The sequence below is a fragment of the Micromonospora sp. RTBAU3-60 genome (assembly GCF_054963695.1).
Map to the genome: position 1 here is coordinate 14858 of NZ_JBUEGB010000051.1, position 24285 is coordinate 39142.

The following is a 24285-nucleotide window of genomic DNA, read 5'->3' on the forward strand; positions in this document are numbered from 1 at the left end:
TACGGGCGAGTGCGCCACTCCTCCGTACGGTGTTCGGCCGTCGCGGACCGGATGCCCACGTTTGTCGGGCGTGTCGACGGGAACGGCAATGGGCATGACGAAACCTCGTGTGGTGATCGTGGGGGCCGGGTTCGCCGGTTACCACGCGGCGAAGACGTTGAGCCGGCTGGCCAGCAAGCGGGCGGAGATCGTCCTGCTGAACACGACCGATTACTTCCTCTATCTGCCGCTGCTGCCCGAGGTCGCCGCCGGGGTGGTCGAACCGACCCGGATCTCCGTGCCGCTCGCCGGGACCCTCGACGGCGTCCGGGTGGTGATCGGCGAGGCGAACCGGGTCGACCTGCACAACCGGTGGGTCGGCTACCGGTCGCCGGAGGGCGACGAGGGCCAGCTGGCGTACGACCGGCTGGTGCTCTCCGTGGGCAGCGTCAACAAGCTGCTGCCGATCCCGGGGGTGACCGAGTACGCGCACGGCTTCCGCGGCCTGCCCGAGGCGCTCTACCTGCACGACCACGTGGTCCGGCAGATCGAGTTGGCCGAGGTGACCGACGACCCCGCCGAGCAGCGGGCGCGGACCACCTTCGTGGTGGTGGGCGCCGGCTACACCGGCACCGAGGTCGCGGCGCACGGGCAGCTCTTCACCGATCGGCTCATCGCCCAGCGACCGCACCTGAAGGTACGTCCGCGCTGGATGCTGCTCGACGTGGCGCCCAAGGTGCTGCCCGAGCTGGACCAGCGGATGTCGATCACCGCCGACCGGGTGCTGCGCCGCCGCGGCGTCGACGTCCGGATGGGCACCTCGGTCTCCGAGGCCACCCCGGACGGCGTCATGCTCACCGACGGCGAGTACGTCCCGACCTGCAGCCTGGTCTGGTGCGTCGGGGTACGCCCCGACCCGTTCGTCGCCGAGCTGGGCCTGCGTACCGAGCGGGGGCGCCTGGTGGTGGACGAGTACCTCAACGTCCCCGGTTATCCGGAGGTGTTCGCCTGCGGTGACGCGGCCGCGGTGCCCGACCCCAGCCGCCCCGGGCAGATCTGCGCCATGACCGCGCAGCACGCGCAGCGGCAGGGCAAGTTGGCGGCGCGCAACATCGCCGCCTCGTACGGCCAGGGCACCCGCACGCCGTACAAGCACCACGAGCTGGGCTGGGTGGTGGACCTGGGCGGCAAGGACGCCGCGGCGAACCCGCTGAACGTGTCGATGTCCGGCCTGCCGGCGAAGGCGGTCACCCGCGGCTATCACCTGTTCGCCATGCCGGGCAACCGGGCCCGGGTCGGCGCGGACTGGCTGCTCGACGCCACGCTGCCCCGGCCGGCGGTGCAGCTCGGGTTGGTCCCGGCGAACGCCGTACCGCTGGAGAGCGAGTCGCCCGAGGTGGTCCGCCGCCGGTGACACTCACTGGGCGGGGCGGCGGGCCGGGCGGCCGGCGACGCCAGCCCGCGTGGCGGGTTGGTCAATCCGGTCGTTTCTCGCCCGCGTCCTGCCCGCCGGGCGGCCGCCCGGTTGTGCCGTCCGTTCCGGCGGTTCGGCGGCCCGCCGACCCGGAGGCCCCGGGCGGGGCCGAGTCGGTGCCGTTGGCCGGCGCGTGGAGCGTACGCCGGCCGGCGGGGACGAACTCGCGGAGCAGGATCTGCACGATCCCGGCCACCGGGATGGCCAGCAGGGCGCCGAGCAGGCCGGCCAGTTCGGCGGCGAGCAGTCCGCTGACCAGCACGGTGAGCGGGTTGAGCCGGACCGCGCGGGCCATGATCACCGGTGCCAGGAAATGGTTCTCCGCCTGCTGATAGAGGATGAAGAAGACCAGCACCACCACGCCGGTGGTGGGCGATTTCAGGAAGCCGGCGCCGATGGCGAGAATGGCGCCGATCGTCGCCCCGACCAGCGGGATCAGGTCCGCGAGGGCGACCAGCAGGGCGATCACCGCGGCGAACGGCACCCCGGTGAGCAGGAGCAGCACGAACGTCATCCCGCCGAGGAGCACGCTGATCAGCAGATTCCCGCTGATGTAGCCGGTGATGGTGCGGGAGGACTCGCGGCCGATCCGGCGCAGCCGCTCCGCGTGGCCGTCGCCGGCCAGGGCCAGTGTCGCCCTGATGATCTTCGGAGCCTCCAGCACCATCAGGTACGCGAGCACCACCACGAGGGCGACCCCGGCGAAGGTCTCGACCACCCCCCGGAGCACCCCGAGGACCGGTTGGCCCAGCCGGGAGGCGTACTGCTCGAGCTGCCCGGCGTGGGAAGTGACGTACTGGAGGACGTGGAACCGGTTCAGCAGCTTGCCGACCGGTCCCTGGCCGGCCTTGGTCTCCCGCAGCAGCTCGGGCGCCCGTTCGGCGAACCGGCTCACCTCCTGGACGAGCGGCAGCACGATTGCCGCGAGTAGCGCGGCGACCAGCACGAAGGCGGCCACGAAGACCAGCAGGGTGGCCAGTGCGCGGCGCCGGACGAACCGGCGTTCCAGCCGGTCGACCAGCGGCTTCAGGGCCACCGCGAAGAACGCCGCGACGGCGATCAGGATCAGCACCTGCCGGGTCGCCCGAATCAGCGCCAGGGCGACCAGGGTGGCGAGCACCAGCCCGATGACGATCAGTGTGCGCCGGGCCGTCGACCGATCGTCGGCGTTGCTCATCCGGCGCGCCTACCCGGCCTGGTTGCGGCGAAACCCCGGCGGGTCAGTCCTCGGTGAGGTCGGCGTCGGTGGCCGGGCGGGTGCCGGCGACGAACGCGTCGAGCGCGGCCCGGTGCAGCACGCTGCCGGGCACTGGGTCCCCCGCGGCGCGGGCCACGAGCCGGCGTACCGGCAGCCCGTCGGGGCGCGGGGCGGCGGCGAGCACCAGGTTGCCGTACCGCCGGCCGCGCAGCATCCGTCGGTCGGCGATCAGGCACACGTCGGCGAAGACGGCGCGCAGGTTGGCCACCTGCGTGCGGGAGAAGACCAGCGGCGGCAGGTCGGTGACGTTCACCAGGTAGATGCCGTCGGGGCGCAGCACCCGGGCCACCTCGGCGACGAACTCGACGCTGGCCACGTGCCGGGGCATCCGGGCCGCCCGGTAGACGTCGGCGAGCACCAGGTCGTACGCCTCTGCCGGCGCGGCGGCCACCGCCTCCCGGGCGTCCCCGATCTCCACGGCGACCTCGGGCGGCACCGGGGGCAGCTCGCGGTGGACCAGTTCGATCACGGCCGGCTCCCGCTCGACGACCCGCTGCGTGGAGCCGGGGCGGGTGGCGGCCAGCCAGCGCGGCAGGGTGAGCGCGCCCCCGCCCAGGTGCAGGGCGGTCAGCGGACGTCCGGCGGGGGCGGCCAGGTCGACCACCGCGGCCATCCGCCGGACGTACTCGAAATGCAGGTGACGCGGGTCGGCGACGTCGACGTAGGACTGCTCGACCCCGGCCGCGAGCAGGGTACGCCCGCTCGGTCGGGTCCGGTCCACGACGATCTCCAGGCCCTCCGCGCCGCTGCCCACGGCGGGCAACGGTACCCGTACGGAGTGGGGCCGGCGGGCGCGGTGCCCGCCGGCCCTGCGGCGGCTCAACCGGCGTTCATGCCGGCGCCCGCCTCGTCGATCGCGGCGTCGACCCGCCGGGCCAGGTCCACGTCCTGCGCCGTCACCCCGTCGACCGGTCGGCTTCGTACGGTGATCATGGCGCTGTCCGGTTCCGGTCGGCCGATCTGCGGGCCGCGCCCGGTCTCGACGCGGAGCTGGTCGAGCTGGTCGAGCACCCGGTCCAGGTTGCCGGCCGGCAGCTCGATGGTGCGCACCAGCGACTGCCGGTCGCTGGACCAGTACGGCAGGCTGGCGAGCGCGTCGCGCAGCTCCTGCTCGTTCAGCGGCGCGGTGGCGGACGTCGGGCCCACCAGGCCGCCGCCGGGCTCCGGCGGCGCGAGCAGATCCCGCAACCCGTCCGGTACGCGCAGCGACTCGACCAGGTCACCGTCGGCGTCGGCCAACGCGGCCAGGGTCGCCTCGGCCTGGTAGCGCGCCTGCTCCGGGCTGAGCCGGCTGCGCCGGCCCACCTCGGCCAGGAAGCCGGGCAGGTCCCGGTGTCGGCCGATGCCGTCCACCGGCACCACGTCGTGCAGCTTCACCGGCACCGCCGCGAGCAGCCGTTCCCGCTCGGCCTCGTCGAGCGCCCAGGCCAGCGCGAGCACGGTCGCCTCCGCCGCGACCTTGGCGGTGGAGAAGTCCACCCCCGCGCGCCGGCTGACGTTGTCGACCAGATCCCGGTAGCCCACCGTGGTTACCCCCGGGGCCTCCGGGGTCCGCTCCGGCAGGGGCCGGGGACGCTCCGGCACACCGCCCGGCGGGGGCGCGGGACCGCCCCGGGTGGTGTCCGGCTTGTGGCGCCCGGCCGGCGCCGGCCCGGACCGTTCGCGCTGGTCCAGCGAGGTGATCTGCTTGGACGCGCTCAGGCTGGCGCCGGTCTGGCTCGGCCGCCGGCCGCGTTCCCGGGCCTCCCGGGCCAGGGTCCGGCGGCGCTGGTTGTCGCCCTCCATCTGCTTGCGCATCGTCGCACCTCGTTCCTCTTCGGGTTGCGCCTTCCGCCGCCCGCCTTCCCGGTGCTCCCAGGAAGGAAACGGGGGCGTTCCGGCGGCCGGCCGGGCTGGCCGACGAGCTTCATTCGCTGGGGGTGAGGGTCGCTCACCCGGTGCGGTTCCACGATCGGGATGGACCGAAAGACTTCCGACGCACGCGGAAGGGAAGGTCGCCATGAAGAGGATCGCCGAGATCGTTCCCGCCCGACCCGGCTGGTACGCCCGGTGGCAGGTCAGCCCGGAAACCACCCGCTGTTACCCGGTCACCCTGTGGGCGCTCCTTGAGGAGGCCGACGGCACCGGTCGCGAGGTCGTCGGCGTCGACTGTGTGGGGCAGTGGCCCGGTGCGGACGACAACGACGCGGCTGGGACATTCGTCCGCTATCTCTTCCAGACGCCCGACACCGGCGCACCCGAGGACGCCGAGTCCCCCACGCTCGGCGAGCTGCGGGAAGCCGGTCCGCGGCTGCAACCGGTCACCGCGGCCTGAGCCACCCTCCCCGGCCCCCGGCCCCTGGTCCCAGGGTCGGGGGCCACCCCTGTCTCCGGGTGGCCACTCAACCCGCGTCGCGGGTCTCGTCGGTCACCGGGACCGCCGCCCGACCCAGCTCACCCGAGCCGGCCGGTGCGGTCGGCCGCACCCTCAGCCACTATGGACGGCGGCGCCCCGACGTTCCCCGGACGGCGCGCTGCCTCGACCGGGCCTGTGGGCTGGTCGACGAGCTGGCGGCGCGGCCGGAGCGGTGACCGGTCGGATGCGGGCGCCGGCGGCGAACCTGCGTACACTTGCTGCACTGCAAACGTCCGCCGCTGGTTGAGCGAGGAGGGGGCCCCGGTGACGTTCACCGTCACGTACGCCCAGCGGGACGGGGGTGCGGCCCACCTCCGGCTCGCCGGCGAGCTCGACCTGAGCACCGCTCCGGAGCTCAACGCCGCCATCGACCGGCTGGCCGCCGACGGGCAGCGGGAGCTGCTGGTGGACCTCAGCGAGCTGACCTTCTGCGACTCGTCGGGCATCGCGGCCTTCGTGCGCGGCGACAACCGTGCCGCGGCCGAGGGTGGCTGGTTGCGCATCACCGGGGCGACCGGCCGGGTGGCCCGGGTGCTCCAGGTGACCGGGGTGGCCGAGCTGCTGCGGTACGAGGCGGACGTCTCCGGCCCGGCCTCGTCGTCCGGCCCGTGATCGGATAGATTTCCCCGCCATGGGTGACCCGCGCGGTCCCGTTCCGCAGTCGAGACGAAGCAGGTAGGTAATGGGTCCAGGCACCTCGAACCCTGTTCGCATTCTCGTGGTGGACGACGACCCGGGTGACGTCCTGATGATCGAGGAAGCCCTGGTGGACTCGGACGTCGACAAGGTCATCGACGTGGTCAACGACGGCCAGGAGGCGATGGAGTTCCTCCGGCGCGAGGGCCGGCACACCGAGGCCCGGCGTCCGGACATGATCCTGCTCGACCTCAACATGCCCCGGATGGACGGGCGGCAGGTGCTCGGCGCGGTCAAGGGGGACGAGGACCTCCGAACCATCCCGATCGTCGTGCTGACCACCTCCAACGCCGACACCGACATTCTCGGCAGCTACACCCTCCAGGCCAACGCGTACGTGACGAAGCCGATGGACCTGGACGCCTTCAACGACGTGGTGCACCGCATCGACGAGTTCTTCGGCCGGGTGGTCGTCCTCCCCAAGCGCCCCTGAGCGCGCGGATACTGAACATTTTTTCGGAACCGCCGCGGCGGCGGCCGGCAGCCCGCAGGATCGGCAGGTGGGGACGTGACACCAGCTGCCTGGGGGGCGACAGAATGAGGTTCTCGGTCGTTGAGGCCGGCTACGACCAGCGGCAGGTGGACGCCTGCCTGGACGAGCTGGCGATCCGGTTGGTCCGGCTCGCGGCCCGCGCGGAGAGCGCGGGCGGCGCCGGCCGCGAGTGGGACCAGATCCGGCAGGAGGCGACGCAGCTCTGCGATTTCCTGCACCGGCGCACCGCGCCGGTCGAGGTCGACGTGGCCGCCGTGCGGGCCGGGGCGTCGGCGGTGGAGCGGGAGGCGGCGGAGCTGCTGGCCGAGGCCCGCAGCGAGTTGGAGGCCGCCCGGCAGGAGGCCCGCCAGGTGCGCGAGCAGGCGTACGCCGAGGCGGTGCGGGCGCGCCGGGACTTCGAGGCGGCGCTGCTGGCCCGCCGGCGGCGCGCGGCCCAGGTGGAGGAGATTCTGGCCGGGGCACCCGGCGACGTGGTGCCGGCGGACACCCCGACCGCCGCCGCCGGGGTGCCGGCGACCCGGGTCGGCGCGGGCGGTCCCGGGCCGGCCGAGCGGAGCGCCGCCTGAGCGCTGCTCAGACCAGGGCCGCGACCACCGTGGTGGCCCGTTCCTCGTGCTGGGCGTACGCGTCGGGGAAGGCGGACACCTGCACGGCCTGGGCGGCCTGGGTGAGGCTCAGGTCCGCCCAGCCGGGCACCTCGTTGAGCGCGGTGAAGAAGGCGCGGGCCGCGTACGCCGGCCGCATCAGCTCGGCGACCGTGCCCCAGCCGCTGCTCGGCCGCTGCTGGAACAGCCCGACCGAGTCGTGGTCGGACCCGCTGCCCTGGTGCGGGTAGTCGTAGGACTCGGGCAGCACGTCGCTCGCGAGGTTGTAGAGGTTGCTCTCCTGCATGGCCGTGGCGACGGCGATGACGAGCGCCCGGCGCGGCAGCTTCATGGCCCGGCCGACGTCGACGATCACCTTGGCGTTGTCCATCTGGAGCTGGTCGAGTCCGGCGACCGGGCGGGGGCGCTTGGGCTTGGTCGGCTTCTTCGGCGTCTTCTTCTTCGTCGGGGTCGGGCTGGGCGTGGCGACCGGGACCGGGGTGACCGGCACGGCGACGGGCGGCGCCGTCCGGGTGAAGTCCCGGGAGGCGCGCTGCTCCGTGGCGGCGCGGTCGGTCAGCACCTCCCGGACGGGCTCGTGCCGCTGGCCGGTGTCCTGGACGCCGACGAAGCCGATCAGGCCGAGACAGCAGGTCACGCCGGCGGCCAGCGCGACCCGGGCGGGCGTCGACCGGAGCGGGCCGCGACGGCGCGGCGCGGCCCGATGCCGTCCGCTCCTCCGTTCGGCCGATGCGCCGTCGGTCGTCAGGCCACAGACGCACGTCTCGGTCAGGTTCTGCTGCGAGGGGTCGTCGGGGTGCACCCGGAGAGGTTAGAGACCTTCGCGCCGGTTGCCACCAGGGTGATTGGTGGCATGCGCCACAATTTGCCATGATCCACGGGCCCATTACGCTCGGTGGATCACGAAAGCCGCCCTTCTTTCTTTTCGCATTTGTCGGTTATAACGGAAAGACCAGGACGAGGTCGGCAGATGATCATCTTTGCGATGGTTCGACCGTGCCTCCTCCGTTCGGCCCATGCCAAGCCCGGCCGCCTGCGGCTCGTGTTTCAGCCGGGAGGCCCAAGCGGGCCGTGGCCGCGGTATGCCGGGATCGCGCCCACGGGGCGTGGGCCGGCTCGATACGATGCGGACGGTGACGGAGCAGATGGTGGATGAGCGGGCCGCCGGTGACCCCACCGGTCGTCCCGGCCGGCGGGGATTGTTGGTCAGCCTCCTCGCCGTGCTGCTCGCCGTGCTGCTCGCCGGCCACCGGGCGGTGCCCAACGTACGCGGCCTGGGCAGCCTCGTCGACAGCGTCACTCCGCTGCTCGGTCTGGGCGTACCGCTGCTCGCGCTGGCGGCGCTGTTGCGCCGGTCCCGGCGGGCGCTGCTGGCCGTGCTCCTTCCGGCGGTCGTGTGGGCCGCGCTCTTCGGCAGCGCCTGGCTGCCGTCGGCGGCCGGCGCCGGGCCGACCTCGGTCCGGGTGGCCAGCCAGAACCTGCGCTCCGGCAACCCCGACCCGGCGGCCACGGTCGGCGCGCTCGCCGGCGCCGAGGCGGACCTGATCGGGCTCCAGGAGGTCGACGACGACTCCCGCGTCGACGCGGCGCTGCGGGAGCGGTATCCGCACCGGGCCGCGGTGTCGACGGTGGCGCTGTGGAGCCGGTGGCCGATCCGCGACTCGGTGGGCGTGGACACCGGCCTGGGCTGGGACCGGGCGCTGCGGGCCGTGGTCGCCGCCCCGCAGGGCGACCTGGTGGTGTACGTGGTGCACCTGGGCTCCGCCCGGGCCGGGCACACCGCCACTCGCGACGAGACCCTCGCCGCACTGGCCGCCATGGTCCGGACCGACCCGGCCCCCCGGCTGGTGGTGCTCGGCGACCTGAACACCGCCACCACCGACCGGGTCTTCGCGCCGCTCACCCGGCTGCTGCACGACGCGCAGGCCGACGCCGGTCAGGGCTTCGGGTTCACCTGGCCGGCGGAGCTGCCGGTGACCCGCCCCGACCACGTGCTCTACCGGGGGTTGACCCCCACCGCGGCCGGGGTGCTGCAGACTCCGGACAGTGACCACCGGGCGGTGACCGCCGGCTTCCGCTGGTGAGAGCGGTCAGTGCCGGCCGCCGTCCGCCGGCGTGACGGTCAGCCGGTGCCGGCTGTTGTCGCCGCTGGAGAACGGCCACAGCCGGTCAGCGTGCACCACCAGGTCGGCCAACTGCTCGCGGGTCAGGCCGGCGGAGGAGATCTCGGCGTGCACGTCGGCCCGGTACCGGCCGTCGTCGTCGCGGCCGAGCCTCGCCTCTGCGGTCACCTCGACGGTGTGCGCCTCGTCGGTGATCTCGGCGGCCGCCTCCACCGCCGCGTGGTGCAGGCAGGACGCGAACGCGGCGGCGAGCAGCTGTTCCGGGGTCAGCCCGGTGCAGTGCGGCGCCAGCGGGGACGCCAGGGCCGTGGAGAGCCCGCCGTCGTCGGTGCGTACGTGACCGCCCGCGGCGGTCGCCGTGGCCTTCTCGTGCAGCCCGGAACTCGGATCCGACATCGCGTTCCTCCCGTCGCTCACCCGCCCGGCTACCCGGCCGCCGCCCGGCGAAACCGGCCCGGAACGCGCTGCCGAGCGGCGGCGTCAACAGGGCGTACGGCTCGTCCAGGTCAACTCGTCGAGGCCCACCGCCTCGGTCGACGCGGCGGCGGCCTGCTCGGTCCACGGGGACACCGGGCCGGGCCGCTGCCGGGGCGCGGCCGGCTGCATCATCGGCACGTACACCCGGGCGTCGACCGCCTCGGCCAGCAGCAGCGCGGCCATCAGGCTGGTCGGGCGCCGGGCCGGATCCTCGGACAGGCACCGGTGGCAGAGGTCGGCGACCTCCGGCGGCAGGCCCTCGATCTCCGGCAGCGGCTCCGGCGCCTGCCGCCGGCGGCTGCCCAGGTACTCGGTGGTGCTGTTCGCGGCGTACGGCAGCCGGCCGGTCAGGCAGTAGTAGAGGAGCACGCCGAGGGCGTACATGTCGGCCGCGGGGGTGGCCGGCTGCCGGTCCAGCTGCTCGGGCGCCAGGTACGCGGGCGTGCCGATCACGATGCCGTCCGGGGTCTCGTCGGGGGTGCCGGCCGGAGTGGCGATGCCGAAGTCCAGCACCTTCACCCCCGCCGGAGTGAGGATCACGTTTGCCGGCTTCACGTCCCGGTGCACGATGCTTTGCGCGTGCGCGGCGGCCAGCGCGGCGCTCACCTCGGCGCACACCCGGACCCCGATCCGCCAGTCCAACGGGCCGCCGCGCAGGTGCGCGGCGAGCGTCTCGCCCTCGGCCAGCTCCATCACGATGTACGGCAGCTCGCACCCGCCCGGGGCGTCGGCGGTGCCGAAGTCGTGCACGCTGGCCACGTTCGGGTGGACGAGGCGGGCCGCGGAGCGCGCCTCGGCCCGGATCCGCTCGACCGACGTGGCCTCGTCGTCCAGCCCTGGAGAGATCAGCTTCACCGCCACGGTCCGGTCCAGCACCAGGTCGTGCGCCCGCCAGACCTCCGACATGCCGCCGACGCCGACGCGCTGTTCGAGCTCGTACCGCCCGCCCAGCGTCCGCATCGGCCTCTCCTCGCCCTCGTCCGGCCCCGGGCGCCCCGGGTCATGCGGGTCGCGGTACCCGGGCCCCGAGCAGGGCAAACCGCCGGGGTTCGCGCGCCGGGCCGGGCGGCGCGGGTAGCGTCCCCGGCAGAGGGTCGGGCCGGCGGGAAACGGAGGGGCGGGGTGGCTCTGGTGCGCGTGCGGTTCGTCGGCGGGCCCGCCCACGACCTCGTCCGGGAGCTGCCGGCCGAGCCGGACGGGGAGCCGCCGCGGCGGTGGATCATGCGGCACCCCGGCGAGGCGAGCGCCCCGCCCGGCGACGAGACCGACCACCTCTACGAGCGGGACCACCGGGACGGCTGGGGCACCTGGACGATGCGGTACGTGCGCACCGAGCCGTTCGGCGCCACCGAGTGAGCGGGCTCGGGCCGGGTGCCGTCACCACCGGGCGGCCGGCTGGGGAAGATCCGCCGGCCGGGCCCGCGGCCAGGCGGGTACGCCCTGGCCGGCGAGCCATTCCGGGCCGTGCGCGCCGTGCACCAGCGCCGCCACCGCCAGCATCGCCGCCCGCGCCGCGTCGGGCGCGGCGACGGTCACGGCAGCCCACGGCGAGGGCGGCCCGTCCCCGGTACGCGGGTCGCGTACCCCGCCGCCGTCCGGGCGCAGCACGTCGGCCGTGACCAGCGCGCCGTCGGTCAGCGTCAGCGGACCCTGCGCCACCCGCCAGCCACCGGCCGGCGCCGGCCCGGCCACCGCCAGCCGGGAGCCGACGGCGACCAGCACCCCGGTGCCCTGCCGCGCGGCCACATGCTCGGCGCACCGCTGCACCAGGTACGCGGTGCCCGTACCGCCCAGGTCCAGCCAGAGCGGCGGCGGCACCGCCAGCAGCTCACCCCGCAGCGACACCGCTCGCCAGTCGGCGGTCCGGCCGACCCGGCCCCACCCGGAGCCGCACGCCGGCAGCGGTCCCGCCGTGCCGCGCAGCCGCGCCGTGCCGACGGTCGGGTCCACCGCGCCGCCGCTCGCCTCCGCCGCCCCCAGCGCCACCGCCACCATCTCGCGCAGCAGCGGGCCGACCGGCGCCGGTCGGCCGGCGGCCCGGTGCGCCCGGGCCAGCTCCAGATCGGCGGCGCGCAGCCCGGCCAGCCGGCGGGCCACCGCGCGCCGGGCCGCCGGCAGCGTCCGACGGTCGGTCACCGCCACCCGCACCGCCCGGGCCCGCCACCACCAGCGCACCTCGAAGGTCCCGTTCCCGCCCATGGGGGTAGCGTGCCGGCGCCGCCTGGAGACGACGTGGGGCGCACCTGTGGTCCCGCTGTGCGTCCCGGCTGCCCTCGCGCCCGCGCGGTGACGCCGTGGCCGGCCCCACAGCTGGTACACAGGATCGGGACAGGCGCGGCACAGCGGGGCGGCCCACGATGGGGGCATGGGGATGGACGGGCAGACCATGCGGGGCCGGATCGAGCTGCGCCGACCGGACGGCGAACCGGTGCGCGTCCTGGTGGTCGACGACGAGCCGACGCTGACGGATCTGCTCACGATGGCCCTGCGCTATGAGGGCTGGGAGGTGGCTACCGCCGGCAACGGGACGGCCGCGATCAGCACCGCCCGGCAGGTCAAGCCCGACGTGGTGGTGCTCGACGTCATGCTCCCCGACCTGGACGGCTTCCAGGTGCTGCGCCGGCTGCGCGAGGAGAGCCCGAGCGTGCCGGTGCTCTTCCTCACCGCTCGGGACGCGGTGGAGGAGCGGATCGCCGGGCTCACCGTCGGCGGGGACGACTACGTCACCAAGCCGTTCAGCCTGGAGGAGGTGATCGCCCGACTGCGTGCCCTGCTGCGCCGCTCCGGGTTCGCGGTCGCCGCCCGCGAGGAGGCCGTGCTCACCGTCGGCGACCTCAGCCTGGACGAGGACAGCCACGAGGTACGCCGCGCCGGCGACCTGATCACCCTCACCGCCACCGAGTTCGAGCTGCTGCGCTACCTGATGCGCAACCCGCGCCGGGTGCTGAGCAAGGCGCAGATCCTCGACCGGGTCTGGAACTACGACTTCGGCGGCCAGGCCAACGTGGTCGAGCTGTACATCTCGTACCTGCGAAAGAAGATCGACGCGGGCCGCGAGCCGATGATCCACACGCTGCGGGGTGCCGGCTATGTCCTCAAGCCGGCGGAGTGACCTGGCCGGGCGGCTGCGTCGCTGGTTCGCCGGCTGGTCGCTGCGCCGCCGCCTGGTGCTCTCCGTGGTGGCGCTGCTCGCGCTGGTCAGTGTCGGCATCGGCGGGCTGACCACGGTCGCCCTGCGGCACTTCCTCGTGAACCAGGTCGACGACCAGCTCACCATGAACGATCGGCGCTCTGGCGACCTGCCGCCCTGGTTCCGGCAGCCCGGCGATTCGCGGCGACCCGGCCCCGGCGCCCAGCGGCCGGAGCCGCCGCCCGGCTTTCCCACCGGCTCGATCGCGATGCGGACCACCGACGGAGTGCCGATCGCGAACGCCCGAGGCGAGTCGGGGGGCGTGGAGCCGCTGTCCGCCACCGACGTCACCGCACTCGTCGCGCTGCCGACAGACGCCCAGCCGCGCACTGTCGAGCTCGGCGACCGAGGGGACTTTCGCGCGGCGGCGCACCGGATGGCCAACGGTGACGTGCAGGCCGTCGCCATCCCGCTCGCCGAGGTCGAGGAGACGGTCATGTGGATGGCCATCGCCCAGGCCGGCGTGATCGGCGCGGGTCTGATCATCGCCGGGGGCCTCGGCGCGCTGATCGTCCGGGCCACGTTGCGCCCGCTGAACCGGGTCGCCGCCACCGCCACCCGGGTCACCGAGCTGCCGCTGGATCGCGGCGAGGTGGCGCTGTCGGTCCGGGTGCCGGCGGCCGACACCGACCCGCGGACCGAGGTGGGGCAGGTGGGCGGCGCGCTCAACCGGATGCTCGGCCACGTCGCCGCCGCGCTCGCCGCCCGCCAGGCCAGCGAGACCCGGGTACGCCAGTTCGTCGCCGACGCCAGCCACGAGCTGCGCACCCCCCTGGCGGCGATCCGGGGGTACGCGGAGGTGGCCCGGCGCGGCCGGGACGAGGTGCCGCCGGACGTGGCGCACGCGCTGCGCCGGGTGGAGTCGGAGAGCACCCGGATGACCAGCCTCGTCGACGACCTGCTGCTGCTCGCCCGGCTGGACTCCGGCCGGCCCCTCGCGGCCGAGCCGGTGGACCTCACCGCGCTCGTGGTGAACGCGGTCAGCGACGCGCACGTGGCCGGCCCCGACCACCGCTGGCAGCTCGACCTGCCGGACGAGCCGGTGACGGTCACCGGGGACGCCCACCGGCTGCACCAGGTGGTGGCCAACCTGCTCGCCAACGCGCGGGTGCACACCCCGCCGGGCACCACCGTGACCGCCCGCCTCACGGCGGTCGCCGACGGTGTCGAACTCAGCGTCACCGACGACGGTCCCGGCATCCCCGCCGACCTCCAGCCGGAGGTCTTCGAGCGCTTCGCCCGCGGCGACAGCTCCCGCTCCCGGGCGCACGGCAGCACCGGTCTCGGCCTGGCCATCGTGGCCGCCGTGGTGGAGGCCCACCACGGCCGGGTCGACGTGAGCAGTCGTCCCGGCCGTACCGCCTTCACGGTGCGGCTGCCGGATTCCACAGCCGACGCATAGGTCGTTCATGGGGCCGGACCAGCGGCCCGCCGGAGGCTGGCCGGCATGGACAGAACAGAGAGCCTGCTGACCGCGCCCGCGGCCGGGTCGGCCGATCCGGCCGCCGCGCCCGCTTCCGTGCCCGCCCCCGATCCGGTCCGGACGGCGGCGGCATCCGCGCCGCCCGCGCCGCCCCGCCGTGACCCGCGTTGGGCGCGACCGGCCCTGGTCGGGCTCCTGCTGGCCACCGCCCTGCTCTATCTGTGGGGGCTGGGCGCCTCCGGCTGGGGCAACGCGTTCTACTCGGCCGCCGTGCAGGCCGGTTCGGAGAGCTGGCAGGCCTTCTTCTACGGATCCTCCGACGCGGCCAACTCGATTACCGTCGACAAGACCCCTGCCTCGCTGTGGCTGATGGCGCTCTCCGTCCGGGTCTTCGGGCTGAGCAGCTGGTCGATCCTGGTGCCGCAGGCGCTGCTCGGGGTGGCCACGGTCGGTGTGCTGTACGCCGCCGTCCGCCGCTGGTACGGCCCGGCCGCCGGTCTGCTCGCCGGCGCGGTGCTCGCGGTCACCCCGGTGGCCACCCTAATGTTCCGGTTCAACAACCCGGACGCGCTGCTGGTGTTCCTGCTGGTCGCCGCCGCGTACGCGACCGTTCGCGCGGTCGAGACGGCGAGCACCCGGTGGATCGCGCTGACCGGCGTGCTGGTCGGGCTCGGTTTCCTCACCAAGATGCTCCAGGCGTTCCTGGTGATCCCGGTCTTCGCCGGCGTCTACCTGCTGGCTGCGCCGACCGGCGTCGGGCGGCGGATCCGCCAGCTGCTGCTGTCCGGGCTGGCCGTGGTGGTATCCGCCGGCTGGTGGGTGGCCGTCGTGGAACTGGTGCCGGCGAGCGCCCGCCCCTACATCGGCGGGTCGCAGCACAACAGCATCCTGGAGCTCACCCTCGGCTACAACGGTCTCGGCCGGATCACCGGAAACGAGGAGGGCAGCGTCGGCGGCGGCCGGATGGGCGGCGGTGGCGGGGGACCGTTCTCCGGCCAGACCGGCTGGCTGCGGATGTTCGACACCGAGGTCGGTGGGCAGATCTCCTGGCTGCTGCCGGCCGCGCTGATCCTGCTGGTCGCCGGGCTGGTGCTGGCCGGGCGGGCGGCGCGGACCGACCGGACCCGGGCCGGGCTGCTGCTCTGGGGCGGCTGGCTACTGGTCACCGGGCTGATCTTCAGCTTCATGTCCGGGATCTTCCACGCGTACTACACGGTGGCCCTGGCCCCGGCGGTCGGCGCCCTGGTCGGCATCGGCGTGACCCTGCTGTGGCGGGCCCGGACCGCCCCGGACCGGCGCCGCGCCCGGGCGGCGAGCGCCGCGCTCGCGGTCGCCCTCGCGGTCAGCGCCTGGTGGTCGTGGCACCTGCTGGCCCGCAGCGCCGACGGGTACCCGTGGCTGCGCCCCGCCGTGCTGGTGGTCGGCCTGGCCGCCGCCGCGCTGCTGCTCCTGGCTGGCCGGCTGCCGCGCCGGGTGGCCCCGGTGGTGCTGGCGCTCGGCGCGCTGGCCGCCCTCGCCGGCCCGGCGGCGTACGCGCTGCAGACCGCCGCGACGCCGCACACCGGCTCGATTCCCAGCGCCGGGCCGTTCGTGCAGGGTGGCTTCGGCCCGGGGCGCGGCGGGTTCCCCGGCGGCCGGATGCCCGCGGGCATGGAGTTCCCCGGCGCCCCGAACGGCGGCGGCGGCTTCCCTGGCGGCCAGGGTCAGTTCCCGGCCTTCCCGGGCGGCCCGAACGGGACCCTGCCCGGCGGCCAGACCGGCGGAACCGGCCAGGACGGCACCGGCTCGAACGGCGCGGCCGGCCAGAACGGCACCGGCCGGGACGGCGGGGCAGGGCAGTTCCCCGGCGGCGCGTTCCCCGGCGGCGACGGGCGGTCGCAGCGGACCGGCGGCGGGATGGGCGGGCTGCTCGACGCCCGCGAGCCGAGCGCGGAGCTGACCGCGCTGCTGACCGCCGACGCGGACCACTACACCTGGGTGGCCGCCACCGTCGGCTCGAACAACGCCTCCGGCTACCAGCTGGCCACCCACAGGCCGGTGATGCCGATCGGCGGCTTCAACGGCAGCGACCCGTCCCCGACCCTCGCCCAGTTCCAGGAGTACGTCGCCACGGGAAAGATCCACTACTTCATCGGCGGCGGCGGGTTCCGGGCGAACGGCGGCAGCAACGCGTCCCAGGAGATCGCCACCTGGGTCGCCGAGCACTTCACCGCCAAGACCGTCGACGGGGTCTCGCTGTACGACCTGAGCAGCGGAAAGCAGGGCTGACCATGACCTGGACGAGCGAACCCCGGGCCGCGGTGCAGGCCCGGCCGACGACGCCGACAGCGGTGCTGGACGTGGTGGTCCCCGTCTACAACGAGGAGGCCGACCTCGGGCCGTGCGTCCGGCGGCTGCACGCCCACCTCACCGCGCACTTCCCGTACCCGTTCCGGATCACGGTGGCCGACAACGCCAGCGTCGACGGCACCCTCGCGGTGGCCCAGGCACTCGCCGCGGAGCTGTCCGAGGTGAGCGTGCTGCACCTCGACGCCAAGGGGCGGGGCCGGGCGCTGCGGGCGGCCTGGTCCGCCTCCCCGGCGCCGGTGCTGGCGTACATGGACGTGGACCTCTCCACCGACCTGGCGGCGCTGCTGCCGCTGGTGGCGCCGCTCATCTCCGGCCACTCCGACCTGGCCATCGGCACCCGGCTGGCCCGGACCAGCCGGGTGGTCCGGGGCGCCAAGCGGGAGGTGATCTCCCGCGGCTACAACCTGCTGCTGCGGGGCACCCTCGCGGCGCGCTTCTCCGACGCGCAGTGCGGGTTCAAGGCGATCCGCGCCGACGTGGCCGCCCGGCTGCTGCCGCTGGTCCAGGACACCGGCTGGTTCTTCGACACTGAGCTGCTGGTCCTGGCGCAGCGGGCCGGCCTGCGCATCCACGAGGTGCCGGTGGACTGGGTGGACGACCCGGACAGCCGGGTGGACATCCGGGCCACCGTGCTGGCGGACCTGCGCGGTATCGGGCGGCTGGGTCGGGCGCTGGTCACCGGCGCGCTGCCACTGGCGGAGCTGCGCACGCAGCTCGGCCGGGCGCCCCTGCAGTCGCCGCCGGCGCAGGTGCCGGTCGGGCTGCCCCGGCAGCTCGCCCGGTTCGCCGCGGTCGGGGTGGCCAGCACGCTCGCGTACCTGCTGCTGTTCGTGCTGGCCCGAGGCTCGCTGGGGGCGCAGCCGGCGAACCTGCTGGCGCTGCTGCTCACCGCGGTGGCCAACACGGCCGCCAACCGGCGGCTCACGTTCGGCGTCACGGGCCGCCGGCACGCCGGCCGGCACCACCTCCAGGGACTGCTCGCCTTCGCCCTCGGCCTGGCCCTGACCAGCGGCTCCCTGGCGGTCCTGCACGCCGCCGTGACCAGCCCACCCCGCCCGCTGGAACTGGCCGTGCTCGTCGCCGCGAACCTGGTCGCCACCGCGCTGCGCTTCCTCCTGCTCCGCCTGGCCATGCACCACCGCCGCCCCTGACCCGCCCGCGCCCACCTCGTTGATCATGAAGTTGTTGTCCCGACACGCCGGGCGGTCGGGCAACAACTTCATGATCAGCGGGGGTCGGTGGGGGCGTGGCAGGGTGAAGGGATGTATCGGGAGCGGGTGGTGGCGGGGTTGCGGGGGGCGGTGGTGTGGGAGAGCGTCGCCGCCGGGCTCGGGCCGACCCGGGTGCTGCCGGACGGGTGCCTGGATCTGCTCTGGTCCAGCCGGGCCGGGCTGCTGGTCGCCGGTCCTGATCGGACCGCCCACCTCTCCGTCAGCGGGCCCGATGAGCGGTGGGTCGGGCTGCGGCTGCCGCCCGGCACCGGTCCCGCCGTCCTCGGCGTCCCCGCCGACGAACTGCGGGACCGACGCGTCCCGCTCGCCGACCTGTGGGGCCGGGCGGCCGCCGAGCTGACCGACCGGCTGGCGGCGGCCGTCGAGGCCGGCCCGCGGCGGCCCGCCCGCGCCGCAGGTGCGGGCACATCGGCCCCACTCGCCGCGTCGGCCGTCGCGCCGGAGTGGCCGGGCTGGGCCGAGCCGGTGGCCGCGGTGCTGGAGTCGGTCGCGATGGCGCGGCTGCGCGCCGCCGGCGGGCCGGACCCGCTCGGTACGCGGGTCGCCGCCCGGCTGGCGGCCGGCGCCACGGTGGCGGCCACCGCCGCCGAGGTCGGCCTCGGCGGGCGGGCGCTGCACCGGCGCAGCCAGGCCCTCTTCGGGTACGGCCCGAAGACCCTCGCCCGCATTCTGCGGATGCGCCGGGCCCTCGACCTGGCCCGGGCCGGTACCCCGCTGGCCGAGGTCGCCGCCCGGGCCGGGTACGCCGACCAGGCCCACCTCACCCGCGAGGTGAAGGAGTTCGCCGGGGTGCCCCCGACCCACCTGCTGCCGGGCCGCCGCGCCTGACCGTCCGCCCCGCCGGTCCGCGTCCCGAGGTCAGTCGTCCTTGAGCGGGGCGAACAGGTCGACGCCGTTGCCGTCCGGGTCGTGCAGCACCGCGTACCGCTGGCCCCAGAAGGCGTCCCAGGGCGGCAGGTGGCCGTGGTGGCCGGCGGCGGTCAGCTCCGCGTACCAGCGGTCGACCTCGGCCGGATCGGCGCAGCGGAAGGCCAGGCCCATCCGGGGACTGCCGGTGGCCGGGGTGAAGCCCAGGTCGAAGGTGCGCACCGTGTCGACCGTGTCCCAGGCCAGCCGGACCCCGTTGTCGAGGGTGATCTCCACGTGCGGTTCCCGTTCCGCGCCGGGCGGGATCGCCAGGCCCAGCTGGCGGTAGAAGTCGAGCGTGCGGCCCATGTCGGTGACGACCATGCCGATCAGATCGAAATGCGGTGTCATGGCCGCCACGGTAGGGGCGGGCGGGCCGGGATGTCTTGAACGGAACGGACGTGGGTCGAGTGGCGGGTGTGCCCGACACGGATCGCCTTGGCGGCGTACGGTGAGGGACAAGTCCGGCTAAAAGGCCGAAAGCCCCTTTACCGGGCTGGCCTCCATCAACGGCGAGGGAAGGGGGCAGCCGTGACGCACCTGGCCTACCTGGATGCGGGATCCGGCAGCCTGATCGTGCAGGCGGTGGTCGGTGGGGTGGCCGGCGCGGCGGTTGCCGCCAAGCTCTACTGGCGCCGGTTGGTGGCCCGGTTCCGCCGGCAGCCCACCGACCGGGGCTGACCGGCGTGGCCTTCTCCGACACCGGCGTCCAGGCCGAGCCGGGGTCCTTCCGCGACCCCGGCAACCGGGTCTTCCACCGCAACGGCGAAGTGCTGCGCGGGCTCGACGAAGGCTCCGCCGGCGACTGGCGGGCGCTGGCCGCCGCCGACTTCTTCCGCGACCTGCTCGCCGCGGGCAAGGTCTGCGGCACCGAGGAGCTGACCCCGACCCCGGCGGAGCTGCCCTGGGCGGCGGTGCTCCGGCACGAGCGCATCCCGTTCGTCTCCCACCCGTACGAGTGGACGTACGGCATGCTGCGCGACGCCGCCCTGCTGCATCTGGACGTCCTGCGGATGGCGCTGGCCGACGGCTTCACCACCAAGGACGGCTCGGCGTACAACCTCCAGTGGCGGGGCGCCACGCCGGTCTTCATCGACGTCGGCTCGTTCGAGCCGGCCCGCGACGGGGAGCCCTGGGCCGGGTACCGGCAGTTCTGCCAGACCCTGCTCTACCCCCTGCTGCTCCAGGCCCACCTCGGGATCGATTTCCAGCCCTGGCTGCGGGCCCGGATCGACGGCATCGAGCCGGATCAGATGCGGCGGCTCTTCGGCGGGACCCGGCGCTGGCGGCCCGGGGTGCTCACCCACGTCCACCTGCACGGCGCGATGCAGGCCCGCAACGCCCGCGCCAGCACCGCCGACGTCCGCGCCCAGCTGCGGGCCGCCGGCTACTCCCGGGAGCTGGCCCTGGCCACCGTACGCGGACTGGAGAAGCTGGTCCGCCGGCTGGACCACCGGCCGGGGGAGAGCTACTGGTCGGACTACCAGCGCACCTGCGCGTACTCGGTGCCGGACCGGCAGGCCAAGGAGCAGTTCGTCGACCAGGCGGTGGCCGCCGCCGCGCCCGGGCTCGTCCTCGACCTGGGCGCCAACGACGGCCGGTACGCCCGGATCGCCGCCCGGCAGGCCGGCTACGTGGTCGCGGTCGAGCAGGACCCGGTGGTGGCCGACGGGCTCTACCGCGCCCTGCGGGCCGCCGGGGAGCCGCGCATCGTGCCGCTGGTGATGGACCTGGCCGACCCGTCGCCCGGCGGGGGCTGGCGCGGCGTCGAGCGGGCGGCCTTCGGCGACCGGGCACGGGCCGACCTGGTGCTCGCGCTGGCGGTGGTGCACCACCTGGCGATCGGCCGGAACGTGCCGCTGGCCGAGGTGCTGGACCAGTTCGTGGCGCTGACCGCGCCCGGCGGCAGCCTGGTCGTGGAGTTCGTCCACCCCGAGGACCCGATGGCCCGCCGGCTGCTGGCCAACAAGCCGGACGGGCTCTTTCCCGACTACCGGCGGGCGGCGTTCGAGCCGCTGCTCGCGGCGCGCGGGCGGATCGTCCGCCAGGCCGAGCTGCCGTCCGGCACCCGCACGCTCTACCAGGTGGTGGTGCATGGCTGAGCAGACCCTCGTACCACCCGAGGTGCGCCCGGTCGCCCCGGCGCCGACCGGGAGCCGGCGGGTGTGGCGGGGCGAGCTGGGCCGGCTGCTGGAGGTGGCGGCGCTGGTCGGGCTGGTGGTCACCCAGCCGCTGCTGGACGTGCTGGGGCGCAGCCCCGACTTCTTCCTCTTCCACCGCGCCTCCCCGGCGGACGTCCTGCTCCTGGTGGGCCTGATCGCGATCGCGCCGACCGTGCCGCTCGCCCTGCTCGGCGCGGTCAGCCTGTGCGCCGGGCGGGTCACCCGGGCGGTCGTGCACACCCTCGTGGTGGGGCTGCTGCTGGCCGCCCTCGCCGTCCAGGTCGGGCGGCACACCACACCGCTGCGCGGCGTACCGCTGCTGCTGGCGGCGGCCGTGGCCGGCGCCGCCGGGGCGGCCGCGCACCGCCGGTGGCGGGCGCCGGCGCGGGTGCTGCGGGTGGCCGCCGTCGGGCCGGCGGTCTTCGTCGGTCTCTTCCTCTTCGCCTCGCCGGCCTCGGCGGTGGTGCTGCCCCGCGGCCACACGGGTGCCACCGGGGTGGCCGGCGCGGGGGTCCACCCGCCGGTGGTCATGATCGTCCTGGACGAGCTGCCCCTGGTCTCGCTGCTCGGACCGGACGGGCGGATCGATGCCATCCGCTATCCGAACTTCGCCGAGCTGGCCGCCGGCTCCACCTGGTACCGCAACGCCACCGGGGTCAGTGGCTGGACCCCGTACGCGCTGCCGGCCATGCTGACCGGTCGCTACCCGGCCCAGTCGGTCGCCCCGCACTATTCGCAGTACCCGGACAACCTGTTTACCGCCCTCGGCGGGCTGTACGAGATCAGGGCGGAGGAGAGCATCACCCGGCTCTGCCCGCCCAGTCGCTGCGAGCAGCCGGCCACCCCGCCGCAGGGTCTGGGCGTGCTGGTCCGGGAGAGCGGCAAGCTGCTGCGGCAGGTCACCGCGCCGGTGGACATCCGGGTCGACCCCGAGACGTCGTACCGGGAGCTGACCCGGGCCGAGGCGGGGCTGGACGCCGCCGAGCCGGTCCCGGCCGACCCGAAGTTCCGCTGGGACGCGCTCAACGCCAACCAACCGGCCCGGTTCACCAGCTTCCTCGCCGGGCTGCGCCCCACGTCCCGGCCCACCCTGCACTTCCTGCACCTGCTGATGCCGCACGCGCCGTGGGCGTACCTGCCGTCCGGGGCCCGGTACGCCGCGCCGGAGGACCTGCCCAACGACGGCGCCGGCTGGGTGGACCTGGCCCGCCAGCGTCACCTGGCCCAGCTCGGCTACACCGACCGGCTGATCGGCGAGACGCTGCGGACGTTGCGGGCCACCGGCCTCTACGACAAGGCCCTCGTCCTGGTCACCGCCGACCACGGGGTGAGCTTCCTACGTGACTGGCAGGGCCGCGGGATGGACGCCATCAACCACGCCGCCGACCAGGTCGCCTGGGTGCCGATGTTCCTCAAGGAGCCCGGCCAGCGGGACGGCCGGATCGACGACCGGAACTGGCAGCACGTCGACCTGCTGCCCACCATCGCCGACGAGACCCACGTGCGGATCCCCTGGCGGATGGACGGCCGCTCGGCGAAGCAGGCCGCCCGGACGGGAGCCGACAAGCGCTTCTACGACCGGCCCGGGGAACCGGTGCCGATCACCGGCGGGGTGCCCTCGCCGCCCGCCACGCCGGCCCCGGACCGGCTGGTGGGCACCCGGCCCGGCAACAAGCCCGCCGGCGGTACGGCCACGGTGGCGAACCTCGCCGCGTTCCGCGCCGTCGACCCGGCGACCGGCGATCTGCCCGCCCTGGTGTGGGGCACCCTGCCCGCCTCGGTGCCAGACGGGACGAAGCTCGCGGTGGCGGTCAACGGCACCATCGGCGCCGTGGTGCCGGTCGTCCCACCGGACAAGGGCGGCCGGCGGTTCGCGGCGCTGCTGCCCGACGACCGGCTCTTCGCCGCCGGGGCCAACCGCCTGGACATCTACCGGGTGGGCACGGACGGCTCGCTGCGCCGGCTCACCCTGTCCTGACCCGCCACCATGACCCGCCGACCGCCCCGGCCCACGGCCGGGGTGGTCGCGCTTCCATGGGGTTTCCCAGCCGGCAAGTCGGGAATCGCGTGACGCATACCTCACCGAAGAACCACGGCGAGCGGTGTCCTCCGCACCGCGATTACGGTAAAAGCGAAGGCAATTCAACGAAGATCTTGCCGGCGAAGCGAGGAACAGATGACGGAAGTCAAGCTCGACCACCCCGGTGGGCAGCTGTCGATGCCGGTGCAGTCCGCGGTCGAGGGCCCCGCCGGCATCCGGGTGGGTAACCTGCTCAAGGAAACCGGGATGACCACCTACGATCCCGGGTTCGTCAACACCGCGTCCTGCTCGTCCGCGATCACCTACATCGACGGTGACGCGGGCATCCTGCGCTACCGGGGCTACCCGATCGAGCAGCTGGCCGAGAACTCCTCCTTCCTGGAGGTCTCGTACCTGCTGATCTACGGCGAGCTGCCGACCCCGCAGCAGCTCACCGAGTTCAGCGAGCGGATCCGGCGGCACTCGCTGCTGCACGAGGAGATGCGCCGCTTCTTCGACGGCTTCCCGCGCGACGCGCACCCGATGGCCGTGCTCTCCTCGGCGGTCAGCGCCATCTCGACCTTCTACCAGGACAGCCTGGACCCGTTCGACTCCGAGCACGTGGAGATGTCCACGGTGCGGCTGATGGCGAAGGTCCCCACCATCGCCTCGTACGCGTACAAGAAGTCGATCGGCCAGCCGCTGCTGTACCCGGACAACTCGCTGGGCTACGTCGAGAACTTCCTGCGGATGACCTTCGGCGTGCCGGCCGAGTCGTACGAGGTCGACCCGGTGGTGGCCCGGGTGCTGGACATGCTCTTCATCCTGCACGCCGACCACGAGCAGAACTGCTCCACCTCGACCGTGCGGCTGGTCGGCTCCAGCAACGCCAACCTCTTCGCCTCGGTCTCGGCCGGCGTGAACGCCCTCTTCGGCCCGCTGCACGGCGGCGCCAACCAGGCCGTGCTGGAGATGCTCCAGCGGATCCAGGCCGACGGCGGCGACGTCCGCTCCTTCGTGCAGAAGGTGAAGGACAAGCAGGACGGCGTGAAGCTGATGGGCTTCGGCCACCGGGTCTACAAGAACTACGACCCGCGCGCCGCGATCGTGAAGAAGGCCGCCCAGGACGTGCTCGGCCGGATGGCCAAGCCGGACCCGCTGCTGGACCTCGCGGTGCAGCTGGAGGAGATCGCCCTGGCGGACGACTTCTTCGTCTCCCGCCGGCTCTACCCGAACGTGGACTTCTACACCGGCCTGATCTACAAGGCCATGGGCTTCCCGACCAAGATGTTCACGGTGCTCTTCGCCCTGGGCCGGCTGCCCGGCTGGATCGCCCAGTGGCGCGAGATGATCAACGACCCGGAGACCAAGATCGGCCGTCCGCGCCAGATCTACACCGGCTACCCGAAGCGGGACTACGTACCCGTCGCGGAGCGCTGAGCCCGGTCCTGACGGCGAAGGCCGCCGACCCCGTGGGGGTCGGCGGCCTTCGCCGTATCGGCT

At 74.5% G+C, this 24285-nt stretch carries 25 protein-coding genes; 17 read left to right on the top strand and 8 right to left on the bottom strand.

The features are described 5' to 3' along the window. The first annotated feature begins 94 nt into the window (after positions 1–94). Positions 95–1393, top strand: coding sequence for an NAD(P)/FAD-dependent oxidoreductase (locus ACY34I_RS30620; RefSeq protein WP_462758533.1), 1299 nt, complete (start codon positions 95–97; stop codon positions 1391–1393). 61 nt (positions 1394–1454) lie between these two features. Here ACY34I_RS30620 and ACY34I_RS30625 read toward each other — a convergent pair whose 3' ends face one another. The 3 genes from ACY34I_RS30625 to ACY34I_RS30635 form a co-directional block, all read right to left on the bottom strand. After that, positions 1455–2630, bottom strand: coding sequence for an AI-2E family transporter (locus ACY34I_RS30625; protein WP_462758534.1), 1176 nt, complete (start codon positions 2628–2630; stop codon positions 1455–1457). Positions 2631–2673: 43 nt separating this feature from the next. Continuing rightward, positions 2674–3465 carry a spermidine synthase gene (locus ACY34I_RS30630; RefSeq protein ID WP_462758535.1) on the bottom strand — a complete coding sequence of 264 codons (792 nt, stop codon included), beginning with the start codon at positions 3463–3465 and terminating at the stop codon, positions 2674–2676. A gap of 65 nt (positions 3466–3530) precedes the next feature. Continuing rightward, on the bottom strand, positions 3531–4508 hold the full coding sequence (locus tag ACY34I_RS30635; RefSeq protein ID WP_148799292.1) for a DUF2267 domain-containing protein: 978 nt from the start codon (positions 4506–4508) through the stop codon (positions 3531–3533). Positions 4509–4710: 202 nt separating this feature from the next. On the opposite strand from ACY34I_RS30635, the gene ACY34I_RS30640 reads away from it, so the two are divergent. From ACY34I_RS30640 to ACY34I_RS30660, 5 genes are all read left to right on the top strand, one after another. Beyond that, a complete protein-coding gene (locus tag ACY34I_RS30640; RefSeq protein ID WP_148799293.1) occupies positions 4711–5025 on the top strand; it encodes a hypothetical protein in 315 nt (104 codons plus the stop codon). A 59-nt stretch (positions 5026–5084) separates the two neighbouring features. After that, positions 5085–5282, top strand: coding sequence for a hypothetical protein (locus ACY34I_RS30645; protein ID WP_462758536.1), 198 nt, complete (start codon positions 5085–5087; stop codon positions 5280–5282). Positions 5283–5370: 88 nt separating this feature from the next. Further along, on the top strand, positions 5371–5718 hold the full coding sequence (locus ACY34I_RS30650; RefSeq protein ID WP_148799295.1) for an STAS domain-containing protein: 348 nt from the start codon (positions 5371–5373) through the stop codon (positions 5716–5718). A gap of 70 nt (positions 5719–5788) precedes the next feature. Further along, positions 5789–6235: a response regulator gene (locus ACY34I_RS30655; protein ID WP_148799297.1), complete on the top strand. Its 447-nt coding sequence runs from the start codon at positions 5789–5791 to the stop codon at positions 6233–6235. A 104-nt stretch (positions 6236–6339) separates the two neighbouring features. Beyond that, a complete protein-coding gene (locus ACY34I_RS30660) occupies positions 6340–6861 on the top strand; it encodes an ATPase (protein WP_462758538.1) in 522 nt (173 codons plus the stop codon). 7 nt (positions 6862–6868) lie between these two features. Here the strand turns inward: ACY34I_RS30660 and ACY34I_RS30665 are convergent, their stop codons facing one another. After that, complete coding sequence (locus tag ACY34I_RS30665; RefSeq protein WP_462758540.1) at positions 6869–7702, bottom strand: hypothetical protein; 834 nt, start codon at positions 7700–7702, stop codon at positions 6869–6871. Between the two features lie 331 nt (positions 7703–8033). On the opposite strand from ACY34I_RS30665, the gene ACY34I_RS30670 reads away from it, so the two are divergent. Next, positions 8034–8984 (top strand): endonuclease/exonuclease/phosphatase family protein, encoded by a 951-nt coding sequence (locus ACY34I_RS30670; RefSeq protein ID WP_462758542.1) that lies wholly within the window; start codon positions 8034–8036, stop codon positions 8982–8984. Between the two features lie 6 nt (positions 8985–8990). Here the strand turns inward: ACY34I_RS30670 and ACY34I_RS30675 are convergent, their stop codons facing one another. Further along, on the bottom strand, positions 8991–9419 hold the full coding sequence (locus ACY34I_RS30675; protein ID WP_148799301.1) for an OsmC family protein: 429 nt from the start codon (positions 9417–9419) through the stop codon (positions 8991–8993). A gap of 84 nt (positions 9420–9503) precedes the next feature. Beyond that, a complete protein-coding gene (locus ACY34I_RS30680; protein WP_462758544.1) occupies positions 9504–10460 on the bottom strand; it encodes a serine/threonine-protein kinase in 957 nt (318 codons plus the stop codon). A gap of 162 nt (positions 10461–10622) precedes the next feature. Here ACY34I_RS30680 and ACY34I_RS30685 point away from each other — a divergent pair, with 162 nt between their 5' ends. Further along, on the top strand, positions 10623–10856 hold the full coding sequence (locus tag ACY34I_RS30685) for a hypothetical protein (RefSeq protein ID WP_148799305.1): 234 nt from the start codon (positions 10623–10625) through the stop codon (positions 10854–10856). Between the two features lie 21 nt (positions 10857–10877). Here the strand turns inward: ACY34I_RS30685 and ACY34I_RS30690 are convergent, their stop codons facing one another. Continuing rightward, the gene (locus tag ACY34I_RS30690) at positions 10878–11699 is read right to left on the bottom strand and encodes an FAD:protein FMN transferase (RefSeq protein ID WP_462758546.1); all 822 of its coding nucleotides are present in this window, start codon (positions 11697–11699) and stop codon (positions 10878–10880) included. A 166-nt stretch (positions 11700–11865) separates the two neighbouring features. On the opposite strand from ACY34I_RS30690, the gene ACY34I_RS30695 reads away from it, so the two are divergent. From ACY34I_RS30695 to ACY34I_RS30715, 5 genes are all read left to right on the top strand, one after another. Further along, positions 11866–12612: a response regulator transcription factor gene (locus ACY34I_RS30695; RefSeq protein WP_462758548.1), complete on the top strand. Its 747-nt coding sequence runs from the start codon at positions 11866–11868 to the stop codon at positions 12610–12612. After that, positions 12590–14092 carry a sensor histidine kinase gene (locus ACY34I_RS30700; RefSeq protein WP_462758550.1) on the top strand — a complete coding sequence of 501 codons (1503 nt, stop codon included), beginning with the start codon at positions 12590–12592 and terminating at the stop codon, positions 14090–14092. Before ACY34I_RS30695 ends, ACY34I_RS30700 begins: the two co-directional genes overlap by 23 nt. A gap of 45 nt (positions 14093–14137) precedes the next feature. Then, the gene (locus tag ACY34I_RS30705; protein WP_462758552.1) at positions 14138–16381 is read left to right on the top strand and encodes an ArnT family glycosyltransferase; all 2244 of its coding nucleotides are present in this window, start codon (positions 14138–14140) and stop codon (positions 16379–16381) included. 2 nt (positions 16382–16383) lie between these two features. Beyond that, positions 16384–17613, top strand: coding sequence for a glycosyltransferase (locus tag ACY34I_RS30710; protein WP_462758554.1), 1230 nt, complete (start codon positions 16384–16386; stop codon positions 17611–17613). 111 nt (positions 17614–17724) lie between these two features. Continuing rightward, entirely contained in the window at positions 17725–18522 is a 798-nt protein-coding gene (locus tag ACY34I_RS30715) for a helix-turn-helix domain-containing protein (RefSeq protein WP_462758556.1), read from the top strand. Positions 18523–18552: 30 nt separating this feature from the next. Here ACY34I_RS30715 and ACY34I_RS30720 read toward each other — a convergent pair whose 3' ends face one another. Continuing rightward, positions 18553–18951, bottom strand: a complete 399-nt coding sequence (locus tag ACY34I_RS30720) for a VOC family protein (protein WP_462758558.1) — start codon at positions 18949–18951, stop codon at positions 18553–18555. Positions 18952–19131: 180 nt separating this feature from the next. Between ACY34I_RS30720 and ACY34I_RS30725 the strand changes: the two genes are divergently transcribed. The 4 genes from ACY34I_RS30725 (at position 19132) to ACY34I_RS30740 (ending at position 24222) form a co-directional block, all read left to right on the top strand. Next, positions 19132–19281 carry a hypothetical protein gene (locus tag ACY34I_RS30725; RefSeq protein ID WP_167402629.1) on the top strand — a complete coding sequence of 50 codons (150 nt, stop codon included), beginning with the start codon at positions 19132–19134 and terminating at the stop codon, positions 19279–19281. Between the two features lie 5 nt (positions 19282–19286). Further along, a complete protein-coding gene (locus ACY34I_RS30730) occupies positions 19287–20702 on the top strand; it encodes a class I SAM-dependent methyltransferase (RefSeq protein ID WP_462758560.1) in 1416 nt (471 codons plus the stop codon). Continuing rightward, positions 20695–22740 (top strand): sulfatase-like hydrolase/transferase, encoded by a 2046-nt coding sequence (locus tag ACY34I_RS30735; protein WP_462758562.1) that lies wholly within the window; start codon positions 20695–20697, stop codon positions 22738–22740. Before ACY34I_RS30730 ends, ACY34I_RS30735 begins: the two co-directional genes overlap by 8 nt. A 198-nt stretch (positions 22741–22938) precedes the next feature. Then, entirely contained in the window at positions 22939–24222 is a 1284-nt protein-coding gene (locus tag ACY34I_RS30740; protein WP_148799321.1) for a citrate synthase, read from the top strand. The last annotated feature ends 63 nt before the right edge of the window (positions 24223–24285 follow it).